This is a genomic window from Chryseobacterium cheonjiense (assembly GCF_012927265.1).
Lineage (GTDB): Bacteria > Bacteroidota > Bacteroidia > Flavobacteriales > Weeksellaceae > Chryseobacterium > Chryseobacterium cheonjiense.
The window spans coordinates 448542-475370 of the sequence record NZ_JABBGF010000003.1 but is presented as its reverse complement, the minus strand read 5'-3'; the positions used below and the strand labels follow the sequence as shown (position 1 = coordinate 475370).

The 26829-nt window shown below is 37.3% G+C and carries 27 protein-coding genes and 9 tRNA genes; 4 read left to right on the top strand and 32 right to left on the bottom strand.

The features are described from left to right. Positions 1-6 precede the first annotated feature (6 nt). Positions 7-816 (bottom strand): glucose 1-dehydrogenase, encoded by an 810-nt coding sequence (locus tag HHL20_RS17020; protein ID WP_169232368.1) that lies wholly within the window; start codon positions 814-816, stop codon positions 7-9. Between the two features lie 227 nt (positions 817-1043). Between HHL20_RS17020 and HHL20_RS17015 the strand changes: the two genes are divergently transcribed. Further along, the gene (locus tag HHL20_RS17015; protein WP_169232367.1) at positions 1044-2615 is read left to right on the top strand and encodes a GMC family oxidoreductase N-terminal domain-containing protein; all 1572 of its coding nucleotides are present in this window, start codon (positions 1044-1046) and stop codon (positions 2613-2615) included. Here the strand turns inward: HHL20_RS17015 and HHL20_RS17010 are convergent. The 3 genes from HHL20_RS17010 to HHL20_RS17000 form a co-directional block, all read right to left on the bottom strand. After that, positions 2612-3013, bottom strand: a complete 402-nt coding sequence (locus HHL20_RS17010; protein ID WP_169232366.1) for a hypothetical protein — start codon at positions 3011-3013, stop codon at positions 2612-2614. The two genes, HHL20_RS17015 and HHL20_RS17010, sit on opposite strands and share 4 nt — an antisense overlap. An 80-nt stretch (positions 3014-3093) precedes the next feature. Beyond that, positions 3094-4599, bottom strand: coding sequence for a malate dehydrogenase (quinone) (gene mqo / locus HHL20_RS17005; RefSeq protein WP_169232365.1), 1506 nt, complete (start codon positions 4597-4599; stop codon positions 3094-3096). A 191-nt stretch (positions 4600-4790) separates the two neighbouring features. After that, on the bottom strand, positions 4791-5828 hold the full coding sequence (locus HHL20_RS17000; RefSeq protein ID WP_169232364.1) for an NAD(P)H-dependent glycerol-3-phosphate dehydrogenase: 1038 nt from the start codon (positions 5826-5828) through the stop codon (positions 4791-4793). Between the two features lie 227 nt (positions 5829-6055). Between HHL20_RS17000 and HHL20_RS16995 the strand changes: the two genes are divergently transcribed. Then, positions 6056-7057: a M23 family metallopeptidase gene (locus HHL20_RS16995; RefSeq protein WP_169232363.1), complete on the top strand. Its 1002-nt coding sequence runs from the start codon at positions 6056-6058 to the stop codon at positions 7055-7057. Between the two features lie 78 nt (positions 7058-7135). On the opposite strand, the gene HHL20_RS16990 is transcribed toward HHL20_RS16995, so the two are convergent. The 6 genes from HHL20_RS16990 to HHL20_RS16965 all read right to left on the bottom strand — a co-directional run bounded on the left by HHL20_RS16990 (position 7136) and on the right by HHL20_RS16965 (position 11974). Next, positions 7136-7786, bottom strand: a complete 651-nt coding sequence (locus HHL20_RS16990; RefSeq protein ID WP_169232362.1) for an NAD(P)-dependent oxidoreductase — start codon at positions 7784-7786, stop codon at positions 7136-7138. 58 nt (positions 7787-7844) lie between these two features. Continuing rightward, a complete protein-coding gene (locus tag HHL20_RS16985; RefSeq protein ID WP_169232361.1) occupies positions 7845-8255 on the bottom strand; it encodes an Rrf2 family transcriptional regulator in 411 nt (136 codons plus the stop codon). 60 nt (positions 8256-8315) lie between these two features. Next, on the bottom strand, positions 8316-9782 hold the full coding sequence (locus HHL20_RS16980; RefSeq protein WP_169232360.1) for a serine hydrolase: 1467 nt from the start codon (positions 9780-9782) through the stop codon (positions 8316-8318). 86 nt (positions 9783-9868) lie between these two features. Next, positions 9869-10462, bottom strand: coding sequence for a helix-turn-helix domain-containing protein (locus HHL20_RS16975; protein ID WP_228463216.1), 594 nt, complete (start codon positions 10460-10462; stop codon positions 9869-9871). A gap of 16 nt (positions 10463-10478) precedes the next feature. Beyond that, positions 10479-11429, bottom strand: a complete 951-nt coding sequence (locus HHL20_RS16970) for a hypothetical protein (protein ID WP_169232359.1) — start codon at positions 11427-11429, stop codon at positions 10479-10481. 110 nt (positions 11430-11539) lie between these two features. Next, positions 11540-11974, bottom strand: coding sequence for an FKBP-type peptidyl-prolyl cis-trans isomerase (locus tag HHL20_RS16965; protein WP_169232358.1), 435 nt, complete (start codon positions 11972-11974; stop codon positions 11540-11542). 145 nt (positions 11975-12119) lie between these two features. On the opposite strand from HHL20_RS16965, the gene HHL20_RS16960 reads away from it, so the two are divergent. Next, positions 12120-13121, top strand: coding sequence for a catalase family protein (locus HHL20_RS16960; protein ID WP_169232357.1), 1002 nt, complete (start codon positions 12120-12122; stop codon positions 13119-13121). A 255-nt stretch (positions 13122-13376) separates the two neighbouring features. On the opposite strand, the gene HHL20_RS16955 is transcribed toward HHL20_RS16960, so the two are convergent. From HHL20_RS16955 to HHL20_RS16920, 8 genes are all read right to left on the bottom strand, one after another. Next, entirely contained in the window at positions 13377-14417 is a 1041-nt protein-coding gene (locus tag HHL20_RS16955; RefSeq protein ID WP_169232356.1) for a TerC/Alx family metal homeostasis membrane protein, read from the bottom strand. Between the two features lie 162 nt (positions 14418-14579). After that, positions 14580-15191, bottom strand: coding sequence for a TerD family protein (locus HHL20_RS16950; RefSeq protein ID WP_169232355.1), 612 nt, complete (start codon positions 15189-15191; stop codon positions 14580-14582). A 109-nt stretch (positions 15192-15300) separates the two neighbouring features. Further along, positions 15301-16248: a hypothetical protein gene (locus tag HHL20_RS16945; RefSeq protein WP_169232354.1), complete on the bottom strand. Its 948-nt coding sequence runs from the start codon at positions 16246-16248 to the stop codon at positions 15301-15303. Between the two features lie 15 nt (positions 16249-16263). Then, complete coding sequence (locus HHL20_RS16940) at positions 16264-17433, bottom strand: toxic anion resistance protein (protein WP_169232353.1); 1170 nt, start codon at positions 17431-17433, stop codon at positions 16264-16266. Between the two features lie 7 nt (positions 17434-17440). Beyond that, the gene (locus HHL20_RS16935) at positions 17441-17995 is read right to left on the bottom strand and encodes a TerD family protein (RefSeq protein WP_169232352.1); all 555 of its coding nucleotides are present in this window, start codon (positions 17993-17995) and stop codon (positions 17441-17443) included. Next, on the bottom strand, positions 17985-18809 hold the full coding sequence (locus tag HHL20_RS16930; protein ID WP_169232351.1) for a phosphoribosyltransferase family protein: 825 nt from the start codon (positions 18807-18809) through the stop codon (positions 17985-17987). The genes HHL20_RS16935 and HHL20_RS16930 overlap by 11 nt, the downstream gene beginning before the upstream one ends. A 3-nt stretch (positions 18810-18812) precedes the next feature. Continuing rightward, entirely contained in the window at positions 18813-19487 is a 675-nt protein-coding gene (locus tag HHL20_RS16925; RefSeq protein WP_169232350.1) for an HAD family hydrolase, read from the bottom strand. Between the two features lie 411 nt (positions 19488-19898). Next, the gene (locus tag HHL20_RS16920) at positions 19899-21437 is read right to left on the bottom strand and encodes a SulP family inorganic anion transporter (RefSeq protein ID WP_169232349.1); all 1539 of its coding nucleotides are present in this window, start codon (positions 21435-21437) and stop codon (positions 19899-19901) included. A gap of 161 nt (positions 21438-21598) precedes the next feature. On the opposite strand from HHL20_RS16920, the gene HHL20_RS16915 reads away from it, so the two are divergent. Beyond that, the gene (locus HHL20_RS16915) at positions 21599-22048 is read left to right on the top strand and encodes a VOC family protein (protein WP_169232348.1); all 450 of its coding nucleotides are present in this window, start codon (positions 21599-21601) and stop codon (positions 22046-22048) included. 142 nt (positions 22049-22190) lie between these two features. On the opposite strand, the gene HHL20_RS16910 is transcribed toward HHL20_RS16915, so the two are convergent. The 14 genes from HHL20_RS16910 to HHL20_RS16845 all read right to left on the bottom strand — a co-directional run bounded on the left by HHL20_RS16910 (position 22191) and on the right by HHL20_RS16845 (position 26794). After that, a complete protein-coding gene (locus HHL20_RS16910; protein WP_169232347.1) occupies positions 22191-22739 on the bottom strand; it encodes a 3'-5' exonuclease in 549 nt (182 codons plus the stop codon). 41 nt (positions 22740-22780) lie between these two features. Further along, complete coding sequence (locus tag HHL20_RS16905; protein WP_169232346.1) at positions 22781-23344, bottom strand: metallophosphoesterase; 564 nt, start codon at positions 23342-23344, stop codon at positions 22781-22783. Positions 23345-23423: 79 nt separating this feature from the next. Beyond that, positions 23424-23981 carry a DinB family protein gene (locus HHL20_RS16900; protein ID WP_169232345.1) on the bottom strand — a complete coding sequence of 186 codons (558 nt, stop codon included), beginning with the start codon at positions 23979-23981 and terminating at the stop codon, positions 23424-23426. Continuing rightward, a complete protein-coding gene (locus tag HHL20_RS16895) occupies positions 23982-24353 on the bottom strand; it encodes a cyclic-phosphate processing receiver domain-containing protein (protein WP_169232344.1) in 372 nt (123 codons plus the stop codon). It lies immediately after the preceding gene. Between the two features lie 113 nt (positions 24354-24466). Then, a complete protein-coding gene (locus HHL20_RS16890; RefSeq protein WP_169232343.1) occupies positions 24467-24952 on the bottom strand; it encodes a ribonuclease H-like YkuK family protein in 486 nt (161 codons plus the stop codon). A 376-nt stretch (positions 24953-25328) separates the two neighbouring features. Then, positions 25329-25402, bottom strand: a tRNA-Leu gene (locus HHL20_RS16885). 145 nt (positions 25403-25547) lie between these two features. Beyond that, positions 25548-25629 (bottom strand) — tRNA-Cys (locus HHL20_RS16880). A gap of 299 nt (positions 25630-25928) precedes the next feature. Next, positions 25929-26000, bottom strand: a tRNA-Asn gene (locus HHL20_RS16875). An 8-nt stretch (positions 26001-26008) separates the two neighbouring features. Beyond that, a tRNA-Met gene (locus tag HHL20_RS16870) sits at positions 26009-26082 on the bottom strand. Positions 26083-26125: 43 nt separating this feature from the next. Further along, positions 26126-26197: transfer RNA gene (locus HHL20_RS16865), tRNA-Glu, on the bottom strand. Positions 26198-26203: 6 nt separating this feature from the next. Continuing rightward, positions 26204-26275, bottom strand: a tRNA-Pro gene (locus HHL20_RS16860). A 186-nt stretch (positions 26276-26461) separates the two neighbouring features. Beyond that, positions 26462-26546: transfer RNA gene (locus tag HHL20_RS16855), tRNA-Ser, on the bottom strand. Positions 26547-26551: 5 nt separating this feature from the next. Then, a tRNA-Arg gene (locus HHL20_RS16850) sits at positions 26552-26625 on the bottom strand. 96 nt (positions 26626-26721) lie between these two features. Beyond that, a tRNA-His gene (locus HHL20_RS16845) sits at positions 26722-26794 on the bottom strand. Between the last annotated feature and the right edge of the window lie 35 nt (positions 26795-26829).

The window sequence follows — 26829 nt, the reverse complement described above, 5'->3', positions numbered from 1 at the left end:
CTAATTTTATCCACCTGTTGAAAAACTTTCAAAAGTAGTCATGGCTCCGTCTACAAAGATGCTTGCTCCCGAAATATAGTCTGCGAAATCACTGGCCAGAAACACGGCGAGGTTTCCGATATCTTCCGGTTTACCGATCCTGTTGTACGGAACAAGCTTCATTAAGGAATTCAGGGCTTCGGGGGTGCTCCACGCATCTTTATTTATCGGAGTTTGAATTGCTCCGGGACAAATGGAATTGACACGGATTTTATCGGCTCCGTATTCCTGGGCAAGGGTCTGCATCAGCATCCGGATTGCTCCTTTGCTGGCTGCATAATTGGCATGCCCTGCCCACGGAATGACTTCATGAACCGAACTGATATGAATAATTTTACCACAGGCAACAGACCGCGATGGATCAATTCCGCGACGAAGAAATTCTTTAATAGCTTCCCTTGCGCATAAAAATTGGCCGGTAAGGTTGATGTTGATTACGGTATTCCATTGGTCAAGTGTCATTTCCGTGAATTTCGCATCTTTCTGAACACCCGCATTGTTGATGAGAATATCAACCGTCCCAAATTGTGAAATAACGTCCTGAAACATTCTGACTACCTGCTCTTCACTGGAAACATCACATTGATAAGTAATCCCGTTTCCTCCGGCATCTGTTATTTCTTTTAAAACTTCATTGGCTTCATCGGTAGAATGTTCTGACGAATGATTTACGATAACGGCTGCTCCGGCTGCAGCAAGAGATTTTGCAATTCCTGAGCCTATTCCACTGGAGGCCCCGGTGACAATAGCAACCTGGTTTTTGAGAGAAATTTCCATGTTTTATTATTTGATGTTACTCAAATTTAGCTGAAAGGATCACGCCAAACATAAAAAATTCACTTAAAAAATTCTTAAAGTTTTGAGCCATACGCCCTTGCCTGGTTCAATCTGCTGAATTCAAAAATAAAGATGCGAAAAACGCTACGTTATGGAAACTTGTCCTGTATATTGTTGTTGGATAAATAATTTAGCATACTTTTTGAATAAATTGCAAAAACATAAATATGAAAAGAAAAGAATTCTTAAAATCCGGCATTTTCGCCATTGGTGGTTTTTATTTTTTACAATCCAATTTCTTTAAAGCTGCACAGCCAAAATCATTGATTAAAAAAGAAATCGAAGCTCCCATAATCATCATTGGTTCAGGATATGGAGGTGCCGTTTCTGCACTTCGTCTTTGCGAGGCCGGGAAAAAAGTTATTATGCTTGAAATGGGTATGAACTGGGGAAAATCCGGAATTTCGTATTCCAATATGTTAAAACCTGATAAAAGCGCAGCATGGCTTAAAACCAAAACCATTGCCCCGTTTTTCAATATATTTGGTCTCAAACCATTCACCGGCGTTCTGGACCGGCTTGATTTTGAACACATAAATATCTGGTTGGGGCGTGGAGTTGGCGGCGGATCATTAGTAAACGGAGGAATGGCCGTAACGCCAAAACAAAAGTATTTTGAAGAAATTTTCCCTAATCTTGACGCCGAAAAATTCTACAATATTTATTTTCCAAGAGCTAAACAAGAATTAAAGGTAAACGTCATCCGTGAAGATTTTTTAAATGACTGTCCTTACTACAAGTTTACAAGAGTGGGCGAAGCGGAAGCTCATAAGGCAGGCTTCAAAACGATGCGTGTTCCTAATGTTTATGACTTTACCTACATGGAAAAAGAGTATAAAAATGAAGTTCCACGTTCTGCTTTTAAAACAGAAGTCATTTATGGAAATAATCATGGGAAGAACAGTCTGGATAAAACATACCTGCAAAAAGCTTTAGATACCGGAAATTTAGAGATTTTCGATCTTCATTGTGTTGATGATATTAAGATGAACAATGATAAATCATATACATTAAATGTCAATCAGATTGATACTTCAGGAAAAACAGTTGCCGAAAAGATTTTTCACTGTAAGCAACTTATTTTGGCTGCCGGAACCATGGGAACATTACAATTGCTCTTAAAGTCAAATGCTGAAAATAATTTTCCTCTACATGAAAATGTGGGCAAAAACTGGGGCAATAATGGAAATTTTATGACAGGGAGAAACTGGGTAAAACCACTTTCCGGAGGAACGGGAGCTCAGCAATCTACAATTCCGGTTGGTGGTGTTGATAATTGGGATGACCCCAAACATCCTTTCTTTGCAGAAATCGCGCCTTTACCAATGGGAATGGATGTTGCCACGGCTTTGTATCTGCAGATTAATAAAGTTGATAAAAAAGGTTCTGTATACTATAAAAATGGAAAATTAATCTTAGACTGGAATGAAAGTCATACACAGAAAATGAAAGAAAATGCAGATTATTTTATTAAAAAAATGAATAAAGCTAATGGTGGCACAAGAGCGCATCTTCTTTTTAAGAACGGTTTTGGCGCTAATATCTGCTACCATCCTTTAGGAGGCTGTGTTTTGGGTGAAGCGACCAATGAATTTGGAAAACTTAAAAACCATGATCATCTTTTTGTGCTGGATGGTTCTTTAATACCCGGAACAATTGGTGTGAATCCTTTTGTAACCATCGTTGCCCTTACAGAATATTGTATTGAAAATCTAATTAATCTGAATGAGTTTTCTTAATATGACTCTGAAATTTTCACCCGGTAAATATCAGAAGAATTTCTTTTGATCGATTCTACAAAAAAGCCGCCTTCTTCGGGAATGACCTCTTTCAGGTCAAAGCTTTTACAATCTTTTGGAAGTCCTGAAAAAATCAAGGTAAACCAAAAGTCTTTCATAAAAGGAACTGCAGTCCAATTCGGATAAATAGTAATATTTTCTGCATGAATAAGCCTGCTTTTATGATCCGACTGGTTATCGAAAAGATAGGTTGAATGCCATATTCTGATCAGGTTTCCAAGAAAGGGCGAAGCAGGAAAACAGCAGTGTACAATGACCTGCTGCTCTTCCTGAATTTCCGTCTGAAGAGACTCGAGTAATTCTTTGACGATAACAGGCTTTGCAATGGTTTCTGACATAATGATGAGTAATGAGCAATAAGTAATGAGTAATTTTGTAAGACTTATCATTACTCATTACCAATTGCTCATGCTTATAATTAATATTTAAGTTCTAATTTTTCTTTTGTATAATTTCTCACTTTTTCGGTAAGCTCAGGATTTGCACCTAATTTTTGTCCATAAGAAGGAATCATTTCCGTCAGCTTCTCTTTCCACTCTCCGTGCAGCTTTTCAGGGAAACATCTTTCCAATACATTCAGCATGGCATACACAGCTGTTGATGCACCTGGCGAAGCACCCAACAATGAAGCGATAGTTCCTTTTTTGTTGACTACTACTTCTGTCCCGAATTCCAATTTTCCGCCTACTTTTTCGTCTTTTTTAATGATCTGTACCCTTTGTCCGGCAACTTTAAGCTCCCAGTCTTCTTCTTTGGCGTCTTTAATGAATTCTCTCAGATGCTGCATTCTCTGAGCTTTGGTCATAGCAACCTGCTGAATAAGATATTTCGTTAAAGGGATATTGTGCCACCAGGCTCCGAAAAGAGATCGCAAATTTTTTGTATTGACACTCTCCGGAAGATCAAGATAGCTTCCTTCTTTAAGAAATTTGGTTGAAAATCCGGCAAAAGGTCCGAAAAGCAAAGCTTTTTCGCCGTCTATAATTCTAAGATCAAGGTGAGGAACCGACATTGGCGGAGCATCTACCGTTGCCTGTGTATACACTTTTGCGTGGTGTTTTTCTACCAATTCCTGATTATGGGTTACTAGCCATTCTCCGGAAACCGGAAAGCCGCCGTAGCCTTCACTTTCTTTAATATCTGAACTATCCAATAAAGGTAAAGCATACCCACCCGCTCCAATGAATACAAAATCTGCCTCTACTTCCTGCTTATGATTATGAATTCTATCTTTCACTTTCATTTCCCAGGTTCCGTCTTCTTTAGGATCGATATCTTTAACTTCATGATACAAAAATACCTCAACGTTTGAATCTTCCAGCAAATGTCTTCCCATTTTTCTGGTAAGGGTACCGAAATTAACATCGGTTCCCAGATCCATTTTGGTGGCAGCCATCACTTCGGAACCATTTCTTTTGCTCATGACAAGAGGAATCCATTCTTTCAGTTTTTCGTGATCCGTGGTGAATTCCATTCCTTTAAAAAGAACAGATTCTGACATTTTCTGATGCCTTTTTTTCAGATATTCGGCATCTTTTTCTCCAAATACCAGGCTCATATGAGGACATGAGTTAATAAAATCTTTCGGCCGCTCTATGTACCCTTTGGTCAGGAGATAAGACCAGAACTGCTTTGAAATTTCAAACTGTTCGGCTATACTTTCTGCTTTGGAGATATCGATGGTTCCATCTGGTTTTTCGGGGGTATAATTGAGCTCACAAAACGCGGAGTGACCTGTTCCTGCATTATTCCAGGCAGCGGTGCTTTCTTTGGCAAATCTGCCGAGCCTTTCGAAAATAGCAATTTCAAGACTCGGATCAAATTCGTGTAATAAGGTAGCTAAAGTGGCACTCATAATTCCGCCACCTATGAGAACAACGTCGTATTTTGGTTTCGGCGTTCTGCCTGTAAGCGATTGTGACATAATTTAAATTTTATTATATCAAAGTTCGGGAAAAGTTATTAAAATCATGGACCGTTTATAGATTTTAACATGATTTTTAAGGTTGAGATAAATGATCCTGTTTGAGGTGATGCTAAAAAAGAAACGTGATATTATTCAGATAAATTAATATTACCCGGAACAATATCACGCTAAATTATGTAAGTAAAGTACTAATTAAGTTTTGCCGTCAGTTTTTTAAACTGTTTCTCAGCATTTTTACCTTCGTAAAGAATACCGTAAATGGTATCAATAATAGGAAGTTTTAAACCTTTATCTTTTGATGTTTTATAAATAGAATCTGCAGCATAATACCCTTCTGCAATCATGTTCATCGACTGAATCGCCGATTTTACGGTGTATCCTTTTCCGATTAGATTTCCCAGGTTTCTGTTTCTTGAGAATAATGAATATGCGGTTACGAGTAAATCTCCAAGATAAGCACTTTCATTAACATCTCTCGGTGCTTCATAAATAGATTCCAGGAATGTTTCCATTTCGCGGATAGCGTTGGATACGAAAACAGCGGTGAAGTTGTCACCATATCCTAATCCGCTGGCAATACCGGCTCCAATTGCAAAAATATTTTTGAGGATGGCGCTGTATTCATTTCCTAAAATGTCTTTACTGGAATGAACTTTAATAAAATCTGAATTGAAAATATTCACCAGCTTTTCGGAAACTTCATCTTCCACCGTTGCTACGGTAAGGTAAGATAATCTTTCCATCGCTACTTCTTCAGCGTGACATGGACCTGCAATGACGGCCTGGTTGCGGAATCCTATTTTAAATTCTTCTCTTAAATAATGGGCTACAACATCATTTACTTTAGGAATGATTCCTTTAATGGCGGAAACAAAAATTTTGTTTTTGTAATCACAAGTCATTTTATCCAGTGTATCGGATAGGTAAATCGAAGGTGTCGCCAGAACAATGGTTTCACAGGCAGTGACAAGCTCATTGATATCAGTTGTAAGCTTCAGATTTTTCAGGTTAAAATTAACTGCAGTAAGATAGGTCGGGTTATGCCCTCTCTGCTCGATGGCACCTTTTACATATTCGTTTCTTACACACCAATGTACCGTTTTACAGTTTTCAACCAGCATTTTTACGATAGCCGTTGCAAAACTTCCGCTTCCTACAACCCCTACGGCAACATCATTTTTGCTTTTTTTCGGATTCGATTCTGTATTCGTTTTCTTTTTAGCCATAATAGAAATGTGAACTGCAAATATATTAAAACAAAGAATGATGAGGCATTTTCAGGGTATGATAAAAGCCATTTTATTTTAAATTTAATATATCAGGACAATGAAACGGTTAATTCTCCGTTATTTACAGAAATGTTTAATTTTTTGTTAAAAATAAGTTCCAAAATTTATTTTTAATTAAATTTGCAGGCTTAAAATCGTTTTGTAATTATACTAAGAGAAGAAAAATGAAAAAATTTCTAAGCAGCAAAAAGAACGTAAATGTACTTTTAGGAGGCCTTTTATTTGTCGTTTTTGCGCAGGGGATCTTCATTGCCAAGTTGTACTCCGAAAAGGACGACAAGAACTATGAGGTAAACCTTGTAAAAATAAACACTGAAAAAGACAGTGTAGATTACTTAAAAATGAAGACGGATCTTACATTGGTAGATCAGACTGTAGCACAGCTCAACTCTTTCCTGAAATCAAAAGATGTGCCGAATGTAAAGCTGGAAATTCTTCGTAAGGACAGCATTTCCAACTCCGTTTATCTTGCGAAACAGGCCAACCGATACAGCCAGTACCTGATGGATATTCAGAAAAAACTAATGCAGGTTCCTTTGGGAATGCCTACAGAAGGATATATTTCGTCAAATTTCGGAATCAGAAAAAATCCTATTCCTTTTAAAACCGTTTTTGCTTCCGTGAAAACCAATGCGGCAAAACCAGCTTCCGCTGTTGCATCACCTGAAGTGAAAGCAGAACCTGTAGAAAAAATTATTGAAGTAACCGACAGCTACGGTGAAAAAAGACAGGTAAAGGTAATGGTCACTCCAAAAGCTACTCCTGTAGCCTCTTCCACAACTTCATCAACTGCTATCGTAGCAACAAATACAAAACCTGCGGAGAAAAATAATCCTCCTGCTGAAGCAGACCAGATGCAGTTTCATAAAGGACTTGATATTGCCGTTCCTTTTGGTTCTGATGTGGTGGCTACTGCTGCAGGAACCGTTATTTTCTCAGGTCAGAAAGGCGGTTACGGAAATTGTGTTATTGTTTCCCATGGAAATGGTTTGGCAACGCTTTATGGGCATTTATCCCAGCTTGTTGCTAAAGTAAATGATAAAGTAAAAGTAGGACAGGTTATTGCCAAGTCCGGGAATTCCGGCCGTTCTACAGGACCTCATCTCCATTATGAGGTACACAAAAACAACAGCCCGGTAAACCCGAAGCTGTTCATGAATCTATAATTTATGATTAATTATATTGATAGGATTTCGGCGGCACCAAAGGTGCCGCCGAAATTTTTTGTTTATTTTATTATTGTGTTAGTATGCTGCTGTAAAACGCTGTCTGATATGATTTCCCTGTTCGAGTTCATCTGCAAGAACTACCGCCACATCTTCAACGGAAAGAACACTTCTTCCGTTTTTATCAAATACAGGATTTTCCAGTGCAGTTCTGTATTTTCCCGTTCTTATGCCAGCAGTTCCCTGGTGCATTTCAATGGCAGGGCTGAAGAAAGTCCAGTCGAGGGTATTGTTTTCTTTAATTTTATTGAGATAGTCTCTTGCTGCAGTAGCTCCCGGTTTGATTTCTGCAGGAAAATCCGGACTGTCTACCAGCTGTTTGCCATCAATATATAAGCTTCCGGCTCCGCCTACGGTAATAAATCTGTTTACTCCAGACTTTTCAACTGCTGTTTCGATATTGATGGATCCTTTCAGAAAATCATCATAAAGATTAGGATTTGTCCAGCCTGCGTTAAACGCACTGATTACTGCATCATTCCCCTTCAGGGCTTCTGCCAGTTCGTCGATATTATTTACATCAACACTTTTAGCTTTTACATTATCATTCTGCTGAACTTTTGATGCGTCTCTCACGATCGCTTCCACTTGGTATCCTCGGTTTGATAGTTCTTTTACAACCTGAGTACCTACAAATCCTGTCGCGCCGATTACTGCTACTTTTTTCATACTATTTTATTTTAAATTAAACTGTAATATATTTTGTTACATTAATATGTAAATTTTTTTATTTAAAACGATCACTAAATTCCTTCAAGCTTTTATCACCTAAAAAATTAAGAACCAATTGATCTGTTTCAGAAAATAATGCATCCAGATGCTGATTAATTTCTTTTCCTACCGGACAGGCAGGATTGGGATTATTGTTCTTTTTCCCCAAAACTTCAGTATTCTTTACAGCCAGATAAATTTCAGAAATTTTTATGGCATCTGCATTTTTTGCAAGCCGACTGCCCCCTTCTTTCCCCTGTTTGCTGCTGATTAATCCGGCTTCTCTCAAAACACTCAATTCTTTACGGACAATTACAGGATTAATATTAATACTCCCGGCAAGCCATTCTGAAGTAAGCCAGTCCTGCGGGCTTTCCGCCAATAGGGTCATGATATGTATTGCCGTAGCAAATCTTGTATTGTTCATCGTAATTATAATACAAAGATAGAGAAATTTTTAAATGTAACAAATTTTATTACAATTAAATTATTCGGTTTCAATTTTAACAATTTTTCTTCCTGCCTCACCAAGATAATATTTAAGCAGCGATTCGTAGATTTTATAGCCATCATCAACATTGGTAAAAATTACAAGGCCTTGTTTTGTTTCCGGTAATATTACGAAAAGCGTATTTATCCCTTTATCTGATCCGCCGTGGGAAAGGGCAATTTTTCCATCTCCAAGGTCATATATTTCAAAACCCAACCCGAAATATTTATTTTTTTTAGTATCAACCTGACTGGCTTTCAGCTCTTCAGACATCGTTTTCGAAAGTAAATCGTTATTCATTACTGCAACCAAAAACTTTCCGTAATCCTCTACCGTAGTGGTAAGATCATCAGCAGCGTTGGGTTGAGTGTTTTTCACGATTTCGTAAGGTTTTCCATTTGGGTCATAGCCGATAACAATTTTTCCGGAGTCTTTCTTTTCATTCCATATATAGCTGGTATCATTCATGTCTAAAGGCTGAAAAACCATTTCTTTTGCCAATACTTCCAGGCTTTTGTGGAATTTATTCTCAAGGGCTTTCCGTAGATATTCGTAGCCTTCACCTGAATACTGATATTTTGATCCCGGATCAAACTCAAAGCTTAACCGATGATCATCTTTCTGCCATCGCCAGTTTGGAAAACCCGTCTGATGACTTAAAATTATTCTGGCCGTTAAATTTTTGTGTCTAGGATCTTTTGCAATATCAGGATCGATCCAATATTTATCCAAAGGTTCATCAAGGTTTAATTTCCTTAAGCTTACCAAACGTAAAGCCGTTATTGCGGTTACCGGTTTGGTTAAAGAAGCCACATTGAAAAGACTGTTGTAAGGAGCTGAGGTTTTCCCATCAAGAGTTCCATATACTTTTATCTGCGTAAGTTTCCCGTTTTCGATAATTCCTAATCCCAATGTCGGAATATTATTGTCTTTCAATAACTGTTCTACAGGATCTGATATTTCCTGGTGACCCGGTTCACCATGATCATAGCTTAGAACTTCGCTCATTAACCAATTCCCATCCTTTTTTGTCCACACGGAAGTAAATTTTGCCCTTCCTCCCAAAACATCTTTTTTGTTAGGTTCACGAATATAAAACTCATGTTCTCCGGATTGTATGGCACCATACAAATTACCATTATTGTACAGGGGAAAAACTTCAAGACTTTCCGGAATAACTTTTCGAATCGGCTTTTTGAGGGGATCTGAACATATATTTTCTTTTGTTCTCTGTAAAAACAGTTTTTTATCCTGGAAGCCTCCTTTATCGTGATAAAACTTTAAATTATTATCCACAAACTTTTCGAGGTATTCCATGTCACAACGATTGAAACCCCTCTCGAAAAAAACACTGTCCTGCTTTTTTAATTCTAAAAACAATTCTGAATTTTTATCGATCTGAGCATTTATATTCTGACAGAAAAACAGAAGGGCCAGAAAACACGGGAAGAATTTTTTTGTCATGGTTTACTTTTTTGACAAAGGTTTGGAATAATTAAATTCTGACCTAAAAAAAGACCCGACAAAAACGTGACAATGCTATGACAGGTTTATAAAAAACTGAAATTCAGTTTATAGCGAAGGCTGCTCTTCTTATCCATTTCGTAAGCATTTCTTAATATGATGTAAATATTTGACAGAACCAGCATAACCATTGTGATCATTACAGCTCTGGATCCTAATTTCAAAAGGGCAACAATCATAAAAATAACAGGACAAACAATGGATAAAAGTATCTGAAGAGATATGATCTGCTTTATAATACGGGATTTCTCTTTTGTGAAAAACATAATTAACAAGGGAACCATAAAATTGGCAAACGGTAACCATGCAACCGGAATTGAGGAAAGATTGATAATTTTTGCTAAAGCAAGATTAGCAGATTCATTTTCTGTAATGGTTACCGGTAATTCTACCGTCTCAATTTCCTGCTGTACAATTTTGATATTTAACAAATCTTCTTCGGGAATATCCAGAGTTCTTACAAGTGCTTTCAAGGTATATCCCTTAGGCAGCATTCCTGCTTCGATCCGTTGAATGGTTCTCACAGAAAGACCTGATTTCTGAGCTAATTCTTCCTGAGTAAGATTCTTTGTTTCCCTTATTCTTTTTAAAGCCGACATGAAATATAGTAAATAAAACAAATGTACAGTTTAGAAATTATAAAATCAATTTATCTAAGTCTAACAATAAATAATTAATATTCTGATTGATGGTTCTTGTTGCGGACTGCATTTGGTTAAGCATTGCTGCCCGATTGTGAAGATCATTCGATCTGTAATAACCGCCATCGCTAAAAATAACCGATTCATTCGCTGCTTTCAAATTATTATCAAACTGAAAATGCAGCCATCTTTTCTTTATGCTTTGCGCAATAGGCACACCGTCTTTACTGGAGAATTTTCTTTCTGTATACATATACCATACAAAAGGCGGAAAATTGGGAGATTCGAGCTTTTCGTTCCAGATATCTCTCAACAAATTTCTTTGGTGGATGAACTCTACTTTTTTTCCTTTCGGATTCAATGTAGCTAAACCGAAACCTGCTCCCAGGACACCACCACCGATGTCTATCGCATTGCTCCAGCCATTATCTTTCACAATTCCCCCTGCAACCGAAGCTGCTGCTCCCGTTACGATCGAAAGCAGAATAAGTTTATTATTCCTGGAATCGTTTAAGTTATCGACGTAATTTCCTATTTGTGCCACTCTTTCTCCTTCGCAATCAAACTCTGCAGCCACGGCATCCAGTTCTGTTAATGCGATGGTTATCTTACTGTTGATCTTAGTTTTAAGCTGCAGTACTTTCACCTGGGATTCTAGTGAATTGTCTTTTTTAAGCTGCATAATTTCATGAACCTCGTCGAGGTTATCCAAAGCATTCAGAATTAAAATGCTCTGGTCTGAAAAATTATTCTTAAGGTCATTATTGGCGGCAATAATGGAATCCGAATTGTAAGAAGGGAGTTTGTTGGTATAATTGTATTTAAACGGTGCCTTGCAATAACTGTCTTTCAGTGTAAGAATATTTTGCCTGATTGCCTGATTTTTCTTTGAAACACATGAAGTTAAAACGGAGAAAAAAGCCAGAAAATAAATTACCTTTTTCATTATTATATCATTATGGATAAAAAAAATACATCAATAATCTAATACTAATATACGGAAATAAAAAAATTTACCCGAAAGACAGGTAAATTTTAAGCTTATTTTAAAGAAAATTATTTAATATCCAGAAGTTCGACTTCAAAAATAAGTGTACTGTTTGGCCCGATTTCCTTACTGATCTGCTGATCTCCGTAAGCCAAATGTGGAGGAATAATCAATCTCCATTTGCTTCCTACAGGCATAAGTTGAAGCGCTTCCGTCCATCCTTTAATTACTTTATTCAATGGAAATGAAGCAGGCGTTCCTCTTTTTACAGAACTGTCAAAAACTTTTCCGGTGATAGTAGTTCCATGATAATGGCACTTTACGGTAGATCTTGGACCCGGCTTTTCACCGTCACCTTCTTTTATGATTTCGTACTGCAAACCGCTCGGCAACTGAACAACGGTTTCTCTCTTTCCGTATTCTTCCATATATTCTTTACCGTCATTGAGGTTTTTTTCTGCCTGCTCTTTTTTTCTTTTAAATAACATATCTGCTACTCCCATAATTGATATTTTTTACAAAGATAGGGTTTTACGGCTGGAAGCTGAAGCATGTTGCTAGAAGTTTAGGTTTAAAAAGTTCAGATATTTTTAATACTCTGTTAACAGCATTTCCGAAAGTTGGCGCTATAATTGGATTTAAAAACTGATGCCAGATCCATTGAAATATAATAAGAACTTTGACAAGCTGACTGACGAGGAAAGCGCGCTTTTTGAAATCAATAAGAAAAGTATTTCCGATTTTGTAGAACAGTCTGCGTCTTTAAGCGATGTTAATTATGCCACCAGAAATGCCCACGCCAAGACGTATGCTGTGGCAAGCGGTAAATTTTTCATCAGTAAGAATATTCCTGAAGAACTTCAGCAGTTCTTTGATAAAGAGGAGTATGATCTTACCATTCGTTTTTCTAATGCTCATCTTAAAATCAGCAGGGGCAAAAAAGAGATTCCCGCTTATGGTTTTGCCGTAAAAATAAAAGATGAAAAGGGAGATCTTCTGGCTAATTATCCATTAGTGAATTTCCCGTTATTTCCTATCAATTCTGTAAGTACTTTTCTGAAACTGTTTACTTCTGTGAATCAGTTTTATGTAAAAAAATGGAGCAGCTTTTCTTTAATCGCTCAAATTGCAAAAGTAATTCCTTCTACGCTTACAGCTTCTTTTATCAAAAATATTATCAAACTCTGGAATAAGCGGAATGATTTCATTCTTTCCTTCGATTTTCATTCCGTTGGTGCCTATCGCCTGGGGGATCAAATGATGAAGATCAGGCTGAGCCCTCAGTCTGTAGACAAAAAATTCAGTAAAAACAAAAAGTCTAAAGAAGCGATCGGGGATTTTTTTAAATTAAAAGCTTTCACTGCCGATGTCTATATACAGCTTTGCTATGATCTGGAAAATCAGCCTATCAATAAGCTGAATGTAGAATGGAAAAATTCGCCTTATATTAAAATAGGAGAAGTAAGAATTGAAAAAAACGGCCTTCTTGACCCAAATTCCTGCGAGAATGAGCTTCTATCGTTTAATCCTTATGAAAGCAAAGTATTTTTTCAGCCTGTAGGTAAAATTCAAAAGCTGAGGGAAGAGGCGTATAAAGTTTCGATGACAACAAGGGTTAAGATTAATAAACTGCTGAAATATAATCGGTGAACAGTGAATTTGCTTTGCCGTGAAGCGTGGGCCCTGAATGGCAATATTATAACTTGACGTTGAAAAATAACTTCTACCCTAGCCGTGATTGAGCGGCCTGTCTGAGCTCTTTTACAGATTTCGGCGGCGGCAAAGCCGCCGCCGAAATCTGTAAAAAGCGAGTAGCGAAAGCACGAAAAAGCTCCCAATGAAATAAATGTAAATAAAAAAGGCTCTACATAATGTAAAGCCTTCCTATGTTTAATGATATAAGGACTATTCTTCGATTTCTCCTTTTTCTTCTTTTTTATCCGGGAAAATCACGGATAAAATAACCGAGATTACTAAAACGCCTCCTACAATTCCTAAAGAAACCGGCGACGGGATATGAATCCACGGTGCGATTAACATCTTAACTCCGATAAATGACAGAATAATAGCCAGTCCGTAAGGCAGTTTGCTGAACATATGGATAAAATTTGCCAACAGGAAATACAGTGACCTTAATCCTAAAATCGCGAAAATATTAGAGGTATAAAGGATAAACGGATCGTTGGAAATAGCAAATATCGCTGGAATGGAATCTACGGCAAAAAGCACATCGGTAAATTCGATGACAGCTACTACCACTAAAAGCGGAGTTGCCATTTTCACACCATTCTGAATCGTGAAAAATTTATCGCCCACATAATTGTCAGAAACTTTCCAAAATCGCTTAATTAACCTTGCTCCGGCTGTATTGCTGTAGTCTTCTTCATCATCATCGTCTCCATCTCCCCAAGATTTGATTCCTGCATACACAAGAAATAATCCGAATAGAGTCATCACAATATTGATTTTCACAGGGTGTCCGAAAATATTCATTTCAGGAAGGTAGGTAAGATTGATCAATCCTACTCCGGCAAAAATGAAAATCGCCCTGAAGATCAGCGCTCCGATAATTCCCCAGAACAGAACTTTGTGGTGAAGGTATTTCGGAACTTTAAAAAAGCCGAAAACGAGAATGAATACAAACAAATTATCCACCGACAGGGCTTTCTCAATCCAGTAAGCAGCCTGATACTGTGTAAATTTTTCTATAGCAAGCGCATGGCTTCCGGGACCCAGGTCTGAATTGTACACCCAGTACACAACTCCCGAAAATACCATAGACAGCGAGATCCAGACAATTGACCAGATGGTGGCTTCTTTGGAAGAAACCTCATGACTTTTTTTATTGAATACTCCCAAATCCAGGAGTAACATGATAACTACGGTTACCGCAAATCCCCAAACCAGACCGGGATGAAGATCTAAAATGCTAGTATTTTGTCCCACTTTTAATGTGTGTTGTTAAATGATAAAAGCAATAGCTGTACGAATACAAATATTGCTGTTAATTTATTATTTTTTTGGATTGATTCAATAGGTTTGGCTAAGCTGAATTGAAGCCCGGTTTTATTAAGCGGGCTAAAGCCCGCACCTGTTGAACCTTAATTTTTACAAGTAATTTTGCTTTACCGTTTCAATGGTTTCCTGCAATTTTCTGTCTTTTGTAGGATCTCCGATTGCGTTGAATTTCCATTCGTTGTTTCTTCGGTAGAAAACGCCCATTACCATTGCAACGTGACCTTTGAAAGAAGCGTCATTGGCGATATCATATTTAGCAAAAACTTCTCGTACATTGGTAGGCGTTCCTTCATAAATCCTGATGGAAGCAAAAGGAATCGTACCGAAATCCTGACCTTTATAGCTGTTCAGAACCAGGGCAACATGCTCTACATTTGCATCAAGACTGCTGAAATCTATCGTAATTACTTCATTATCCAGCCCATCATCTCCGTTGACATCTCCCGTAAGGTCGTCGCCGCTATGGCGTACAGCTCCGTTTTTAGATTTTAGGTTTCCGAAATAGATCACTTCTGTAGCATTCTTGTTGGAATCGTATAAAATACAGCTGCCGTCAAGATCTACCGCCTCTCTGGTAATTCCTCCGAAGAATCCTTTTTTCTCAATTGCACCCCAGTTTATTCCTACACAAGCCTGGGTAAGTGTCGTTCCATTTTGCTTGGTAAGGTTTATTCGTTGACCTTTTTGTAAGTTAATAGCCATCTTTTTATGTTTAGTTGTTTATATTTTGTGAAATAGTAAAATCGCACTTTATGAATCATCAATTCGTTATCATAACGAGTAATTTTCAGTTCGCGACTTTACAGTTTTCTTAATTGTTTAAATTTAAATTCAGCATTGCACGAAGGATATTGGTCTCTTCGTTGATATCAAATATTCTGCTCATGACATCGGTATTTTCAAGATTTTTAATATAATCTTTCAGTACAGCGGTTACCTGCTCCGGCAATATTTTTTTTCTCTCAGCCATCGCTTCTTCAAGATCTTCGTTTTTCTTTTTGAGCTGGTTGATAATGACCGTCTTATTCGATTCGTTGGGCGCGGTATTCAGCTTTTCCATTTTTGTTGGATCTGTTAAATACATCTTTCGCCCTTCGATATCAAAGATAAAAAAATCCTCTGACTGAAAAATCTTAAACAGCTCATATTCATTTCCTGAAACTGCATACCCACATACAAAGCGGACCTTAAAGTTCTGAATATTAAGTCTCCCCAACAGTTTTCTTTCAATCTGATAGTCCTGATATTGATATGCAGGAAAAGCGCCGGATTTCAGCAGTTCTTCGTCCGCTTCCGATCGGTAAAATTCTGCTGCATATTTTTTATAAAAATATAAAACATCATCCCAGTTGATCGTAAATTTGCTTTCTGTAAGATCCTGATAAAGATTCTTCAGATGACGGGAAAAATTCCCGCTGTACATCTTCCGGTCTGTCTCAAAACCGTCCGATTGTTTTTCTTCAAACCCCGAAATATATTTCCTGTTGATTTCTATTTCGTTGATTACTGCAAGCATATCATTTTCTTTCTGTCTTTTTATTTTGGTCAGAAGTTCAATGAGACTATCGGTATACTGAAGATGAAAAAGCTCTAATTTACTGTAATCCAAACCTTTATTTTCCTGAAAAAGATTATGGATAATATCTGTCTTAATGTAGATCGAGATGATATCAACATTTTCAAAAAAATTAGCCAGAAGTTTAAGTTTCGTTAATCTTCTTTTGCTTTGGGATAGTATGTTTACAGCTTCATCATTCACCTTATTACAATGCTATTATCCTCTTACGTTTGCTTTTAGTTCGTGTTCCAGCGTCATCAGATCCTGATCCAGCTTTCTTCTGCCTTCTGCCCCCTGCTTTTGGATCTGTTTTACCTCGTTCAATGTATTGATAAGTTTTGACGTTGTTTCTCTCAGCGTTTCAATCGATACAACGGTTTGCTCGTTGGCTCTTGCAACATTGATTGAATTCTGACCAAGACGTTCTGCATTTTTTCTTAAAATCTCTTCGGTTGTCGAAGAAACTTTCTGCTGAATTTCTATGTTCTGCTGCTGTCTGTACATAGCTACTGCCAAAGAAAGCTGATTTTTCCAAAGCGGAAGCGTTGTCGTAAGGATAGTCTGCGCTTTTTCAGCAATAGATACGTTATTGTTCTGAACCAGTCTGATCTGCGGAAGCGACTGCATCATGATCAGACGAACGACCTTAAGATCGGCCAGTCTCCGGTCTAAACGTGCAATAAAATCCCTTTTATCAGCGATCTGGTAATCCTGATAGTTTTGTGGTGCAGCTTCCATCACAGCAAGCTCTGTTCCTGCTTTTTCCATTCTAAGATTTCCGGCGATCACCAGCTCTTCTATTTGCTTGATTGCAGTGATATTACTTTCGAAAATGGTCTGCAATACCGCATTATCTTTCGTGGAAGTAATAATTCCTGCGTTTACCTTGTAAGAGATCTGATCGATATTATTGATGATCTTATCGTATTTGGCAAATAAATTCTCAATCTGCGTCATTACACTTTTCATGAAAGGCAATTTGCTTAAAAAGCTCTTGAATTTATTCTGATTAAGCTCTTCTACATCAACGTAATTAAGCTCAACCAATAAATTATTGATCAGTTCGCCGACTTCTCCCGAATTGGACCGTCTTACATTCCCAAGGAAGCTGTCACTCTGGTTTGATAATGTTCTCTGCAGATCTGCCCCGAAGTTCACAATAGATCCCGGATTGGTTTCATCAATAGAGTCTGCAAGAACTTCGTATTTCTGGCGTTCTTCAGATGGTAACTGGGTAAGGTTTACATTTCCTTCCCTGTCTACCACAGGAGCCGGAGGTGTATTGGGTATCTGTCCCGGTGGAGGATCCATCGGAGTCGGCTCAAATGTTTTTAAAGGTTCAATTGATCCAAGCGGATCTATGGGTTGATTAGGTTGGTTATCCATGATAAGATTATTGATAGATTTCTACAAATTTTTCGAGACCTTCTCTCTGACCGCTTCCTACGGCTTCAAATTTCCATTCGCCGTTTCTGTTATAGATTCTTCCGAATTCTACCGCCGTTTCGATTGAGAAATCTTCATCCAGCTCATATTTCAATATTTCTTCGTTGGTATCGGTATTAAAAATTCTGATAAAAGAATTTCTTACCTGTCCGAAGTTCTGTCTTCTGGAATCTGCCTCGTGAATCGTTACTACAACAGTAATTTCTTTCACGGCAGGATCAATTTTTGTAAGATCAATTTTGATTTGCTCATCGTCTCCAGAGCCCTCTCCTGTCAAATTATCTCCTGTATGAATCACCGCCTTATCCGGAGACTCCAGGTTGTTATAGAAAATAAAATGGTCATCGGAAACCAGTTTTTTATTTTCTCCCAATAAAAATAAAGAGGCGTCTAAGTCAAAAGCTGTTCCCGTAGAGGTATTATTGATATCCCATCCTAAGCCTACAGTGAATTTTGGTGCGTTTATATTTTCTCTTTGTCCTTTCTGTAAGTTAATAGCCATAATATAGTTCAGTTTGTGTTAATGTATTAATATTGTTTTCGTATTCTTTTATTAAATGATAATTGTTGCTGATCGCCAGTTCCAGCAGGTGATCCATCTGTTCTTTTTTTACTTTAGACGAAAGATAATCAAAATTACCTGAATCCAGACCTAAAATATATTTTACAATCCTTGTATTGAACTGAAAACTTGGTTTCAACATTACTTCTGCGATGTGTTCCACATTTTTTACCGCATAATAATTAAAATAGTTTTCAATTTTCGGGTCAAGTTCAAAATTCATCAGTTCGGCATAGTACATAAATAAAAAATCTGCCTCTACCTCATATTCATTAAGAATTTTATTTACAGTAAACTCATGACTTCCCGTTATTTTGATATCGTCTATAAAAATACAAAGTTTTCCTCTAAGAAAATCTTTATCAAGATAATAAGTATCATTGGCAATCAGATTTTTGCGATCTTCGAAGCTCAAATTTCCATAATCCGTCGTGTATGTATGATTTCTGTTGATTTTTGAGAGAATGCTTGATTTTTTTCCTTTTTGAAACAGATAAAAATCAAGATGCTTTTTAAAATAAAAACATAAAAAATTAGACGCAGTAGGAATTGCCATGTACGGACTTGGCAGAACGACAATCTCTTTATCGGTATCAAGGATATTTTCGTGCGCCAAAATAAATCCTTCGAATAATTCTCCGGCGAATTTTGCAGCGTACGATTTGTCGCCATATTTAAAATAGCTGTATTCTGCGGGTGAAAAAGTAAATTCATCTGCAGAATGGATGTGATGTAAGCTGTATCTTTTGTTCATACGTTATATTTTGGGTGTAAGTAAGTATGCGTTGAAGCCAAAATCCTTTGCGCCTTTGTAATCTGCAATGGGATTATCTCCGATGTGTAATATCTGCCGGGAATCCAGATCCTGATTTTTAAGCAGGTTTTTCACTTCCTGAAATATTTTCGAATCGGGTTTGGAGCAGTTGGTTTCATCAGAATAAATGTGAAAATCGATGTACTGATCAAGATCTTCATTAATCAGAAATTTCCTCATTGTTTTTCCTTTGATAAATCCGGTATTGCTGAGAATATTAATCGTCTTTCCCTGATTTTTAATTTCATTAAAAAGCTGGTGCAAATTCTCGAAAATCACAACTGGCTTATATTCCAGGAAAAGGTCTTCACTTTTTTGATAGAACTGGTGCAGCTGGTCTTTATTTATCTGTCTCAGATCTACTTCCAAAGCATGTAAAATAAGGAGATATATTTCAAAAGTATCTACATTCCCACCAATAACTTCATTAATGGAATTACAAAGATCATCGTAATATTTTACGGCTTTCGCAACTTCATCAACTGGCTTTTTAATATCAAAAAAAGAGGCGAACAGCTCAACTCTTTTTGCTTTAAATTGGGGATGAGATTTTATTAAAGTAAGCCATAAATCAAAGGAAAAATGTGAGTGATTATGGATGTCAATATCTGTTTTCAAAATGGTTTAGTTAAAAGTTTATTTAGCTTATTTCTTGAAAAAGATGTTCAGTAAGTTACACTAATTCTTATCATCAAATTCTTCTTCTGATATCAATTTAACCCAAAGATAAAATTTTTAAATTAATGTGTAAATGTTGTACTGTGTTTTAAGAATTTTTTATGATTTTCCGTAATCGAATTTAATATTTGATAGCGGAAAATTGTTTTTTAAACGCAAAGCCCGCAAAGATTTTTTTGAAATGATTGTGGATATTTTTTGTTCGCAAGGGCGTTTCACTCAGCTATGACATTTTGCTATCCGCATTTTTAAAATTGCTTCGTCGCTTTTGCACTACATTCGCAGATCTCACTCTGTTCACAATAATACACAAATATTTTCAAACCCTAAATCCCTCAAACAAAAACAACTCTACTTCTCCGGCATCACCTTATATGTAGGATCATCCTGAATATTGACTTCAATTACGGCTTCAGCGTTTTTTAGCATTTTGCGACAGTCTTCGCTGAGATGTTTTAAATGTAAGGTTTTTTGTTGCTCCGTGTATTTTTTAGAGAGTTTGTCTAAGGCATCAATAGCACTCATATCGACAATTCTGCTTTCTTTAAAATCAATTACTACCTGATCAGGATCGTTCACAGGATCGAATTTATCAACAAAGGCTGTAACCGAACCGAAAAACAAAGGTCCTAAAATTTCGTAATATTTCACCCCATTTTCATCCGTATGCTTTCTTGCGCGGATTCTTTTGGCATTATCCCATGCAAAGACCAATGCAGAAATTATTACTCCGACTAAAACTGCCAAAGCAAGATTATGAAGAATAATAGTAATTAAAGCTACTGTAATTCCTACAAAAATATCAGATTTCGGCATTTTGTTGACAATTCGTATGGAAACCCACTGAAAAGTACTAATGGCGACCATCATCATGACCCCTACAAGCGCCGCCATCGGAATTCTTTCAATAAAAGGTGCTCCTATGAGAATAATGACCAAGATCGTTACAGAAGCTATAATCCCGGAAAGTCTTGTCCGGGAGCCGGCATTAAGATTTACAAGTGTCTGCGCGACCATGGCACAGCCGCCCATTCCTCCGAAAAATCCGTTGGTCATATTGGCCAGACCCTGAGCAACAGATTCCCTATTGGTATTTCCTTTGGTATTGGTAATTTCATCTACCATGGATAAAGTTAGAAGTGATTCGATGAGTCCTACTCCCGCCATTACAAGGGCATAAGGAAAAATAATCTGTAATGTTTCCAGTGAAAAAGGAAGATCAGGAATATGAAAGCTTGGCAGCGTTCCGCTGATGCTTGCTATATCGGCAACGGTCTTTGTATGAATTCCAAAGCCTACAACAATTCCGAACACAATGAGAATGGCAACAAGTGAAGCCGGCACCACCTTTGTAATTTTTGGAAAAAAATAAACAATGGCAATGGTAAGTAACGTCAGACCCAGCATAACATAGAGTGCCGTACCCTGAAGCCAGCCGGTTATTCCGTTTTCATTAATAATTTTAAACTGTTCAACCTGCGCCATAAAAATAATAACCGCAAGTCCGTTTAAGAAACCATACATTACAGGTTGCGGGATTAATCTTACAAATTTTCCCCATTTGAAAACGCCCACCAGCAGCTGAAATATCCCGGCCAGCACTACAGTGGCAAAAAGATATTCTACGCCATGGCTTTTTATTAAGGCAATAAGAACAACAATGGTAGCCCCCGCTCCACCGGAAACCATTCCGGGACGGCCGCCGAAAACAGCAGTCACCAATCCCATCATAAACGCAGCATAAAGCCCTGTAAGCGGTGAAAGCCCTGCCAGAATAGCGAAAGAAAGCGACTCAGGGATCATGGTCATGGCAACCGTAAAGCCGGCAAGCAATTCGTTTTTATAATTTATTTTTTTCGAGAAATCGAATAACGCAGTGGTAGTTTTCATTTGGCAGCAAAGGTATGAACAAGAAAACCACTATCCAATATTATGCTATCATTGATTTTGATAAGAATTAAATTTATCTATCGGCAGTTTTAGATTAAGAAATGAATTATATTGAAGTTCACCGCATTTGTTTTTTAGATTTGTTAAATTAAATTACAATCATGATTAAAGGATTATACGAAACACATATTCAGGTCAGCAGCCTGGAAAATGCCGTAATTTTCTACACGGAAATTTTAGGACTGAAACTCGCTCATCAAGATGAAAACAGAAGAATTGCTTTTCTATGGGTGGGAAAAGAAAAAGAGTTCATGCTTGGTCTGTGGGAGCAGAAAGAAAATCTGCAAACAAGACATTTTGCCTTCACGGCCGATAAAGATGACATTCTGAATAAGTCCGTTACGTTTCTCAAAAGCAAAAATTTAAATCCCTATAACTTTCTTAAAAACGGAAATGAAAAACCAATGGTTTTTGCGTGGATGCCGGCTTTGGCCATTTATTTTAATGATCCGGACGGAAATCAGCTGGAATTGATCTCTATTCTGGAAGGTGATGCCAGACCTGAACTGGGTATTCTTTCTTATGAAGAATGGCTGGAGAAGACTTCGTGACAAAACGATTCCGGCTTTGCATTCGCAAAGCCGGAATCTATAAAGATGGGTATTAGTTTATTGTAAAGATTTGATGATGCAAGTAAAAACGCCATTACGAAATGTTTTTGCGCAAATAATAATTACTTTCATTTTATATACATTATTGCTGTAAGCACCAATGTAAAATCTTAGCAATATTTTTCGCATCATCTACCCCTCTGTGATGGGTACCTTCCAGCGTAAGGTTCAGTTCGCTCAAAGCTCTGGCCATACCCACACTTTTCCGGACTGTAGGATGCAGTTTTCCAAATAAAGTTTTTACATTGATGTGATCATCACTTAATGGATAATCTGCCTGAAACCTTCTTGCCTGATTCTGAAGCATATTCAGATCATAATTTCCGTAGCTTGCCCACGTCAGATTTTCAGAATCATATTCTGCTCTCAGGACATCCAACGCATCTTCCAGTAAAACACCTTCATCATCCAGCATTTGCTGGGTAATAGACGTGAGTTCGGTACAGAACGGACTGACTTTTGAATACTGAGGCTTTACCAAAATCCCTTCATTTTGCGAAATCTTACCGGTTTTTGCATCCATAATACATACTCCGATTTCGATGATTTCACTTTCCTGACCTCTCGGCGGCCGGTCGTTCCAACACGTCGCTTCAAGGTCTATAATTAATATCTTATCTGTTGTTTTCATTTTGTTTAAATTTTAGGTTTGGAAGTTTTTCTTCCGGTTTATTAATTTCTTGGACCAAACGGCGGTGTCCATCTTTTCTTCTTCATGATCTCCTTTACTTCTTCGTACGAAACAGGGTAAAAATTATGACAATCTACTCCTACATCGAAGCTTAAGGCCAACTCATCATCCGGCAGTGTTCCATGGGAATGCCCGTACAGTTGCCAGACACCCCGATGTGAGCCGTTCCATGTTCGGAGGGAGTAATGAAAAAGAATTATTTTTTGTTTGCCGTTAGTGTTCGCAGGTTCATCAATTCTTAATTCGTGGTAATCCCTGATGGACGCAAATCGTTTTGGATACGTTAATGCTGCTCCTTCATGATTTCCTTTTATCAGATGAATGTTTCCGTTTAATCTGTCCAGAATTTCTTTGGTAAAGTCCGGTTTGCCCAAACTGATATCTCCTAAATGGTAGACGGTATCATTTGTCCCGACTTTTTCATTCCATCTTTTAACGAGTTCTTCATTCATCTGATCCAAAGACTCAAAAGGCCTTTCGGAGAATTTTATAATATTTTCATGACCGAAATGATGGTCTGCTGTAAAAAATATATTGGGTTTCATTGTTTTAAATTTTAATTGTTTTTACTTAAACCTCATAGGTTTTGAACACCTGTGTGGTTTAATAATTAAAATACAAGTATTAAATTATTTGTAATTCATTATTTTTCATTTGAGTAAGATGCCTCTGAGCATGAAGTGAAAGAAAATAAATATATTCATAGACATTAATCTTTCCTAATTCATTCACTGTCATTGTTGTTTTGTAGAGAAGACCTTCACCATTTTTCATTAAATCCAAATAATGTAAACATTGCCGATATTGCTGAATAATTGATTGCCTGATTTCATACGAATTCAAATCGCCTTTCGGCTCCATGTGTTCCGGTCTTATCCATTCAAAAGCTCGGTACTCACCTACTTTTTCAAACTTTTCTTTATCAAAACTGCAATTTTTTATTTCAGGGTTTACATCAAGATGATAATAATTCCGTATTGCTTTTCTCGAACCTTTTTCAATAAGAATCAACAAATACAAATTAGTAAGATAAATATGCTCTAAAATCTGCAGAATAGTCCAACCACCATTCAAAGGTTGATAATTCAAAGTTGCATTCTCTTTCTCAAACCATTTGTCAACCTCATCAAAAGTGAATTTCAAATGCGTTTGTATAAACTTTATACATCTAAATATGTCCATTTACAATTTTTTAAAGTTTTTCAAAAGGCTTTCAATATTTTCCTTTCCTACAGGATTCATGGAATGACAGTAAAATTCCGGCAAATTGGCACCGTTATCCATGCAGTATTCTATAAGCCACTTCGCACATTCGTACCCTGTTTTTTCGGCAAATTCACGAGAATCGGCTTTCAAATAATGTTCATCCGCAAGGTCGTGGTCAAAAGAGATCAGATCCGGTAAGCCGTTTTCCAAAATCCTGTTGATAAACTGTTTGTAATTCCGAACAATATACCAGTCGGTTCTAAGAAAAATATCTTGTCTGGTATAATGATAGGCATCAATAGGATATCTTATATCGTCCAGAAATAATAATCTCTTCGTTCTTTCCATTTTTTAAATTTTAATTCTATTTAAACCTCACAGGTTTTGAAAACCTGTGAGGTTTCCGTACTAAAACGCAAGTTTAATTATTCTTAACATCTCTTGAACCTGATCCATTCCTATTACACCATCATATCCGCACAATTGGAACTTGCGAATGCATAAGGTTTTGCTTTAAACACATATCCCATTCCCAGAATATATCCCATTGCATCTTTCAAAGCGACATTGGATTTGAAATCCGGATCTGTGTTAATATCTGCGTGTACCTCCATTTCTACTCCGTAAGCATCCAGAACGGAACAGATAGCGTACGCAATTTCTACGGATTTGTTCACTTCATTCAGCATTCGTTCTTTGATACTGATGCGCTGGAATTCTCTTTCTTTTCTGATAAAGGTAAACGCTCCTTTTCCCTCACGAATAAAGACAACTGCCGTAGCATAATTAATGGCATTTCCGTAAACATGGGAGTCTGAGCCCACGCATACTTTCAGTCGGTGTCCATTTGCATGTTCGCGGATGATGGCTTCTTCTACCAGCTGTGTGATAGAGTTCCGGAAAATCTTTCCGGTCATATTCTGCCATATTTGTTGTTGCGTTTCCATTTTTTCTACATGTTTTAAATTTGTTTTTGTTTAAATATTTGCTTTAACGCAAAGTGCGCAAAGTATTTTTACCTACTATTTGTTTTTAAGTTCGCAAAGGCAGAACTACATCCGTCAACCTTCAGTTTATACTCAGCTAAGAAAACAGAGTTTTTTCAATACAAATCTTTGTTGATTCATCAGGGTTGTTCATGAATTTTATATTTAATTTAATGAATTCACGAATGCTCCGCATTTCGAACCTGAACAACAAGAGTCAAAGTCTTGTGTGCTGCCAATTACACTATGAATCAGTTTCATTAATAATGAGTAATAAGCAATTGGTAATATTAAAATCATGCTTTATAATTACACATTATTGATTACTCATATTTTGTACGGGAAGAGGGATTCGAACCCCCAAAATCTTGAGCCTAAATCAAGTATGTCTGCCATTTCCACCATTCCCGCAGATTAAGCAATCGGTAATGAGTAATTCACCAGCAGCTTATTATTTGAAGAAAATAAAGCCTGTCTTAATTTTTAGTTTGATATAAGAACTTCTGCGCTCGACAAGCTTTTCTTTCTTCGGAACTAATCTCATTTTAGTTATTTGAGATGGTTATGGGAGTCAAACCCACTCAGCTTACGCAACGGTTTTGCAGACCGCCCCGACTCTTCCACTTCGGCGAACCATCATTTTTATGAGTAATCAGTAATGGGTAATGAGTGCTTTCCCATATTGTGATTATTCTTTCAATTTAAATTTTCTAAAAAATAAAGTCTGTCTTAATTTTTGTTTGATGTAAGAACTTCTGCGCTTTGACAAACTTTATTTGATCTAAAATTTATATTATGTTTAAAACTTTCATTATCGCGCTTCAAACCGAGTTGAGAAAAAGCCTGTCTATATAATATCGTGTTTTTGGCTAAAGATCTTCTGCTCTCGACAAGCCTTTTCTTTTCTCTTTTGAAACAATTAACATTTAGTTATTTGCGATTTCGGAAAGACTCGAACTTTCAACTTCTGGTTTAACAGACCAGCGCTCTACCATTGAGCTACGAAATCTTTTTCTGTAGTTTCGGAAGGATTCGAACCTTCAGCCTCCGGCGTATGAAACCGATACTCTAACCCATTGAGCTACGAAACCGTTTTTGTTATAATTCATCTGTGAAAAATTCACATTTTTTTTGCACTCCATAAGGGAATCGAACCCTTGTCGTTCGGTAGAAAGCCGAATGCACTAACCGCTATGCTAATGGAGCAAACTGTCTGGAAAGCAGGGTTCGAACCTGCGACCTCCCGCGTCCAAGGCGGGTAAACAACCACCGTTATCTTTCCAGTTTGCAGATTCACTTCAATTTCTTTTCCGAGAGACAGTCGGATCGGAAATTTTCCGTGAATCTTTTGGTGTATGCGAGATTATTCACGATCGCATATATTTTCTAATTGAATTCACAAATGCAGGCATTGCGAACTCGTGATCCCAAGAACAGGTGAGAAAAGCCACCGTAACCTTAAAATCTTTGCGGAGAGCAAAGGAATCGAACCTTCACTACTGTCGTAGAACTCATTAGCAGTAAGCCGCAACAAACCAATATTTGCCTACTCTCCTTTTGTGATTCCGACAGGGCTTGAACCTGTAACCGTGGATTTAGAAAACCCATACTATATCCAATTGAGCTACGGAACCTTTTTTTTATGTGAACAGCCAACTGTTAATTTGCTGTGCTGGTCAATTTAAAATTCGCTTGTGAAACGAAATTCACTATTGACTATTCACATTTTTGGGTATCTCCGGGGATCGAACCCTGTTCTCCGGTGCCACAAACCGGTGCTTTACCAAATAAGCTAGAGAAACCATAAAAAAAGCGCCTCTTTCAGGAGGCGCTTTATG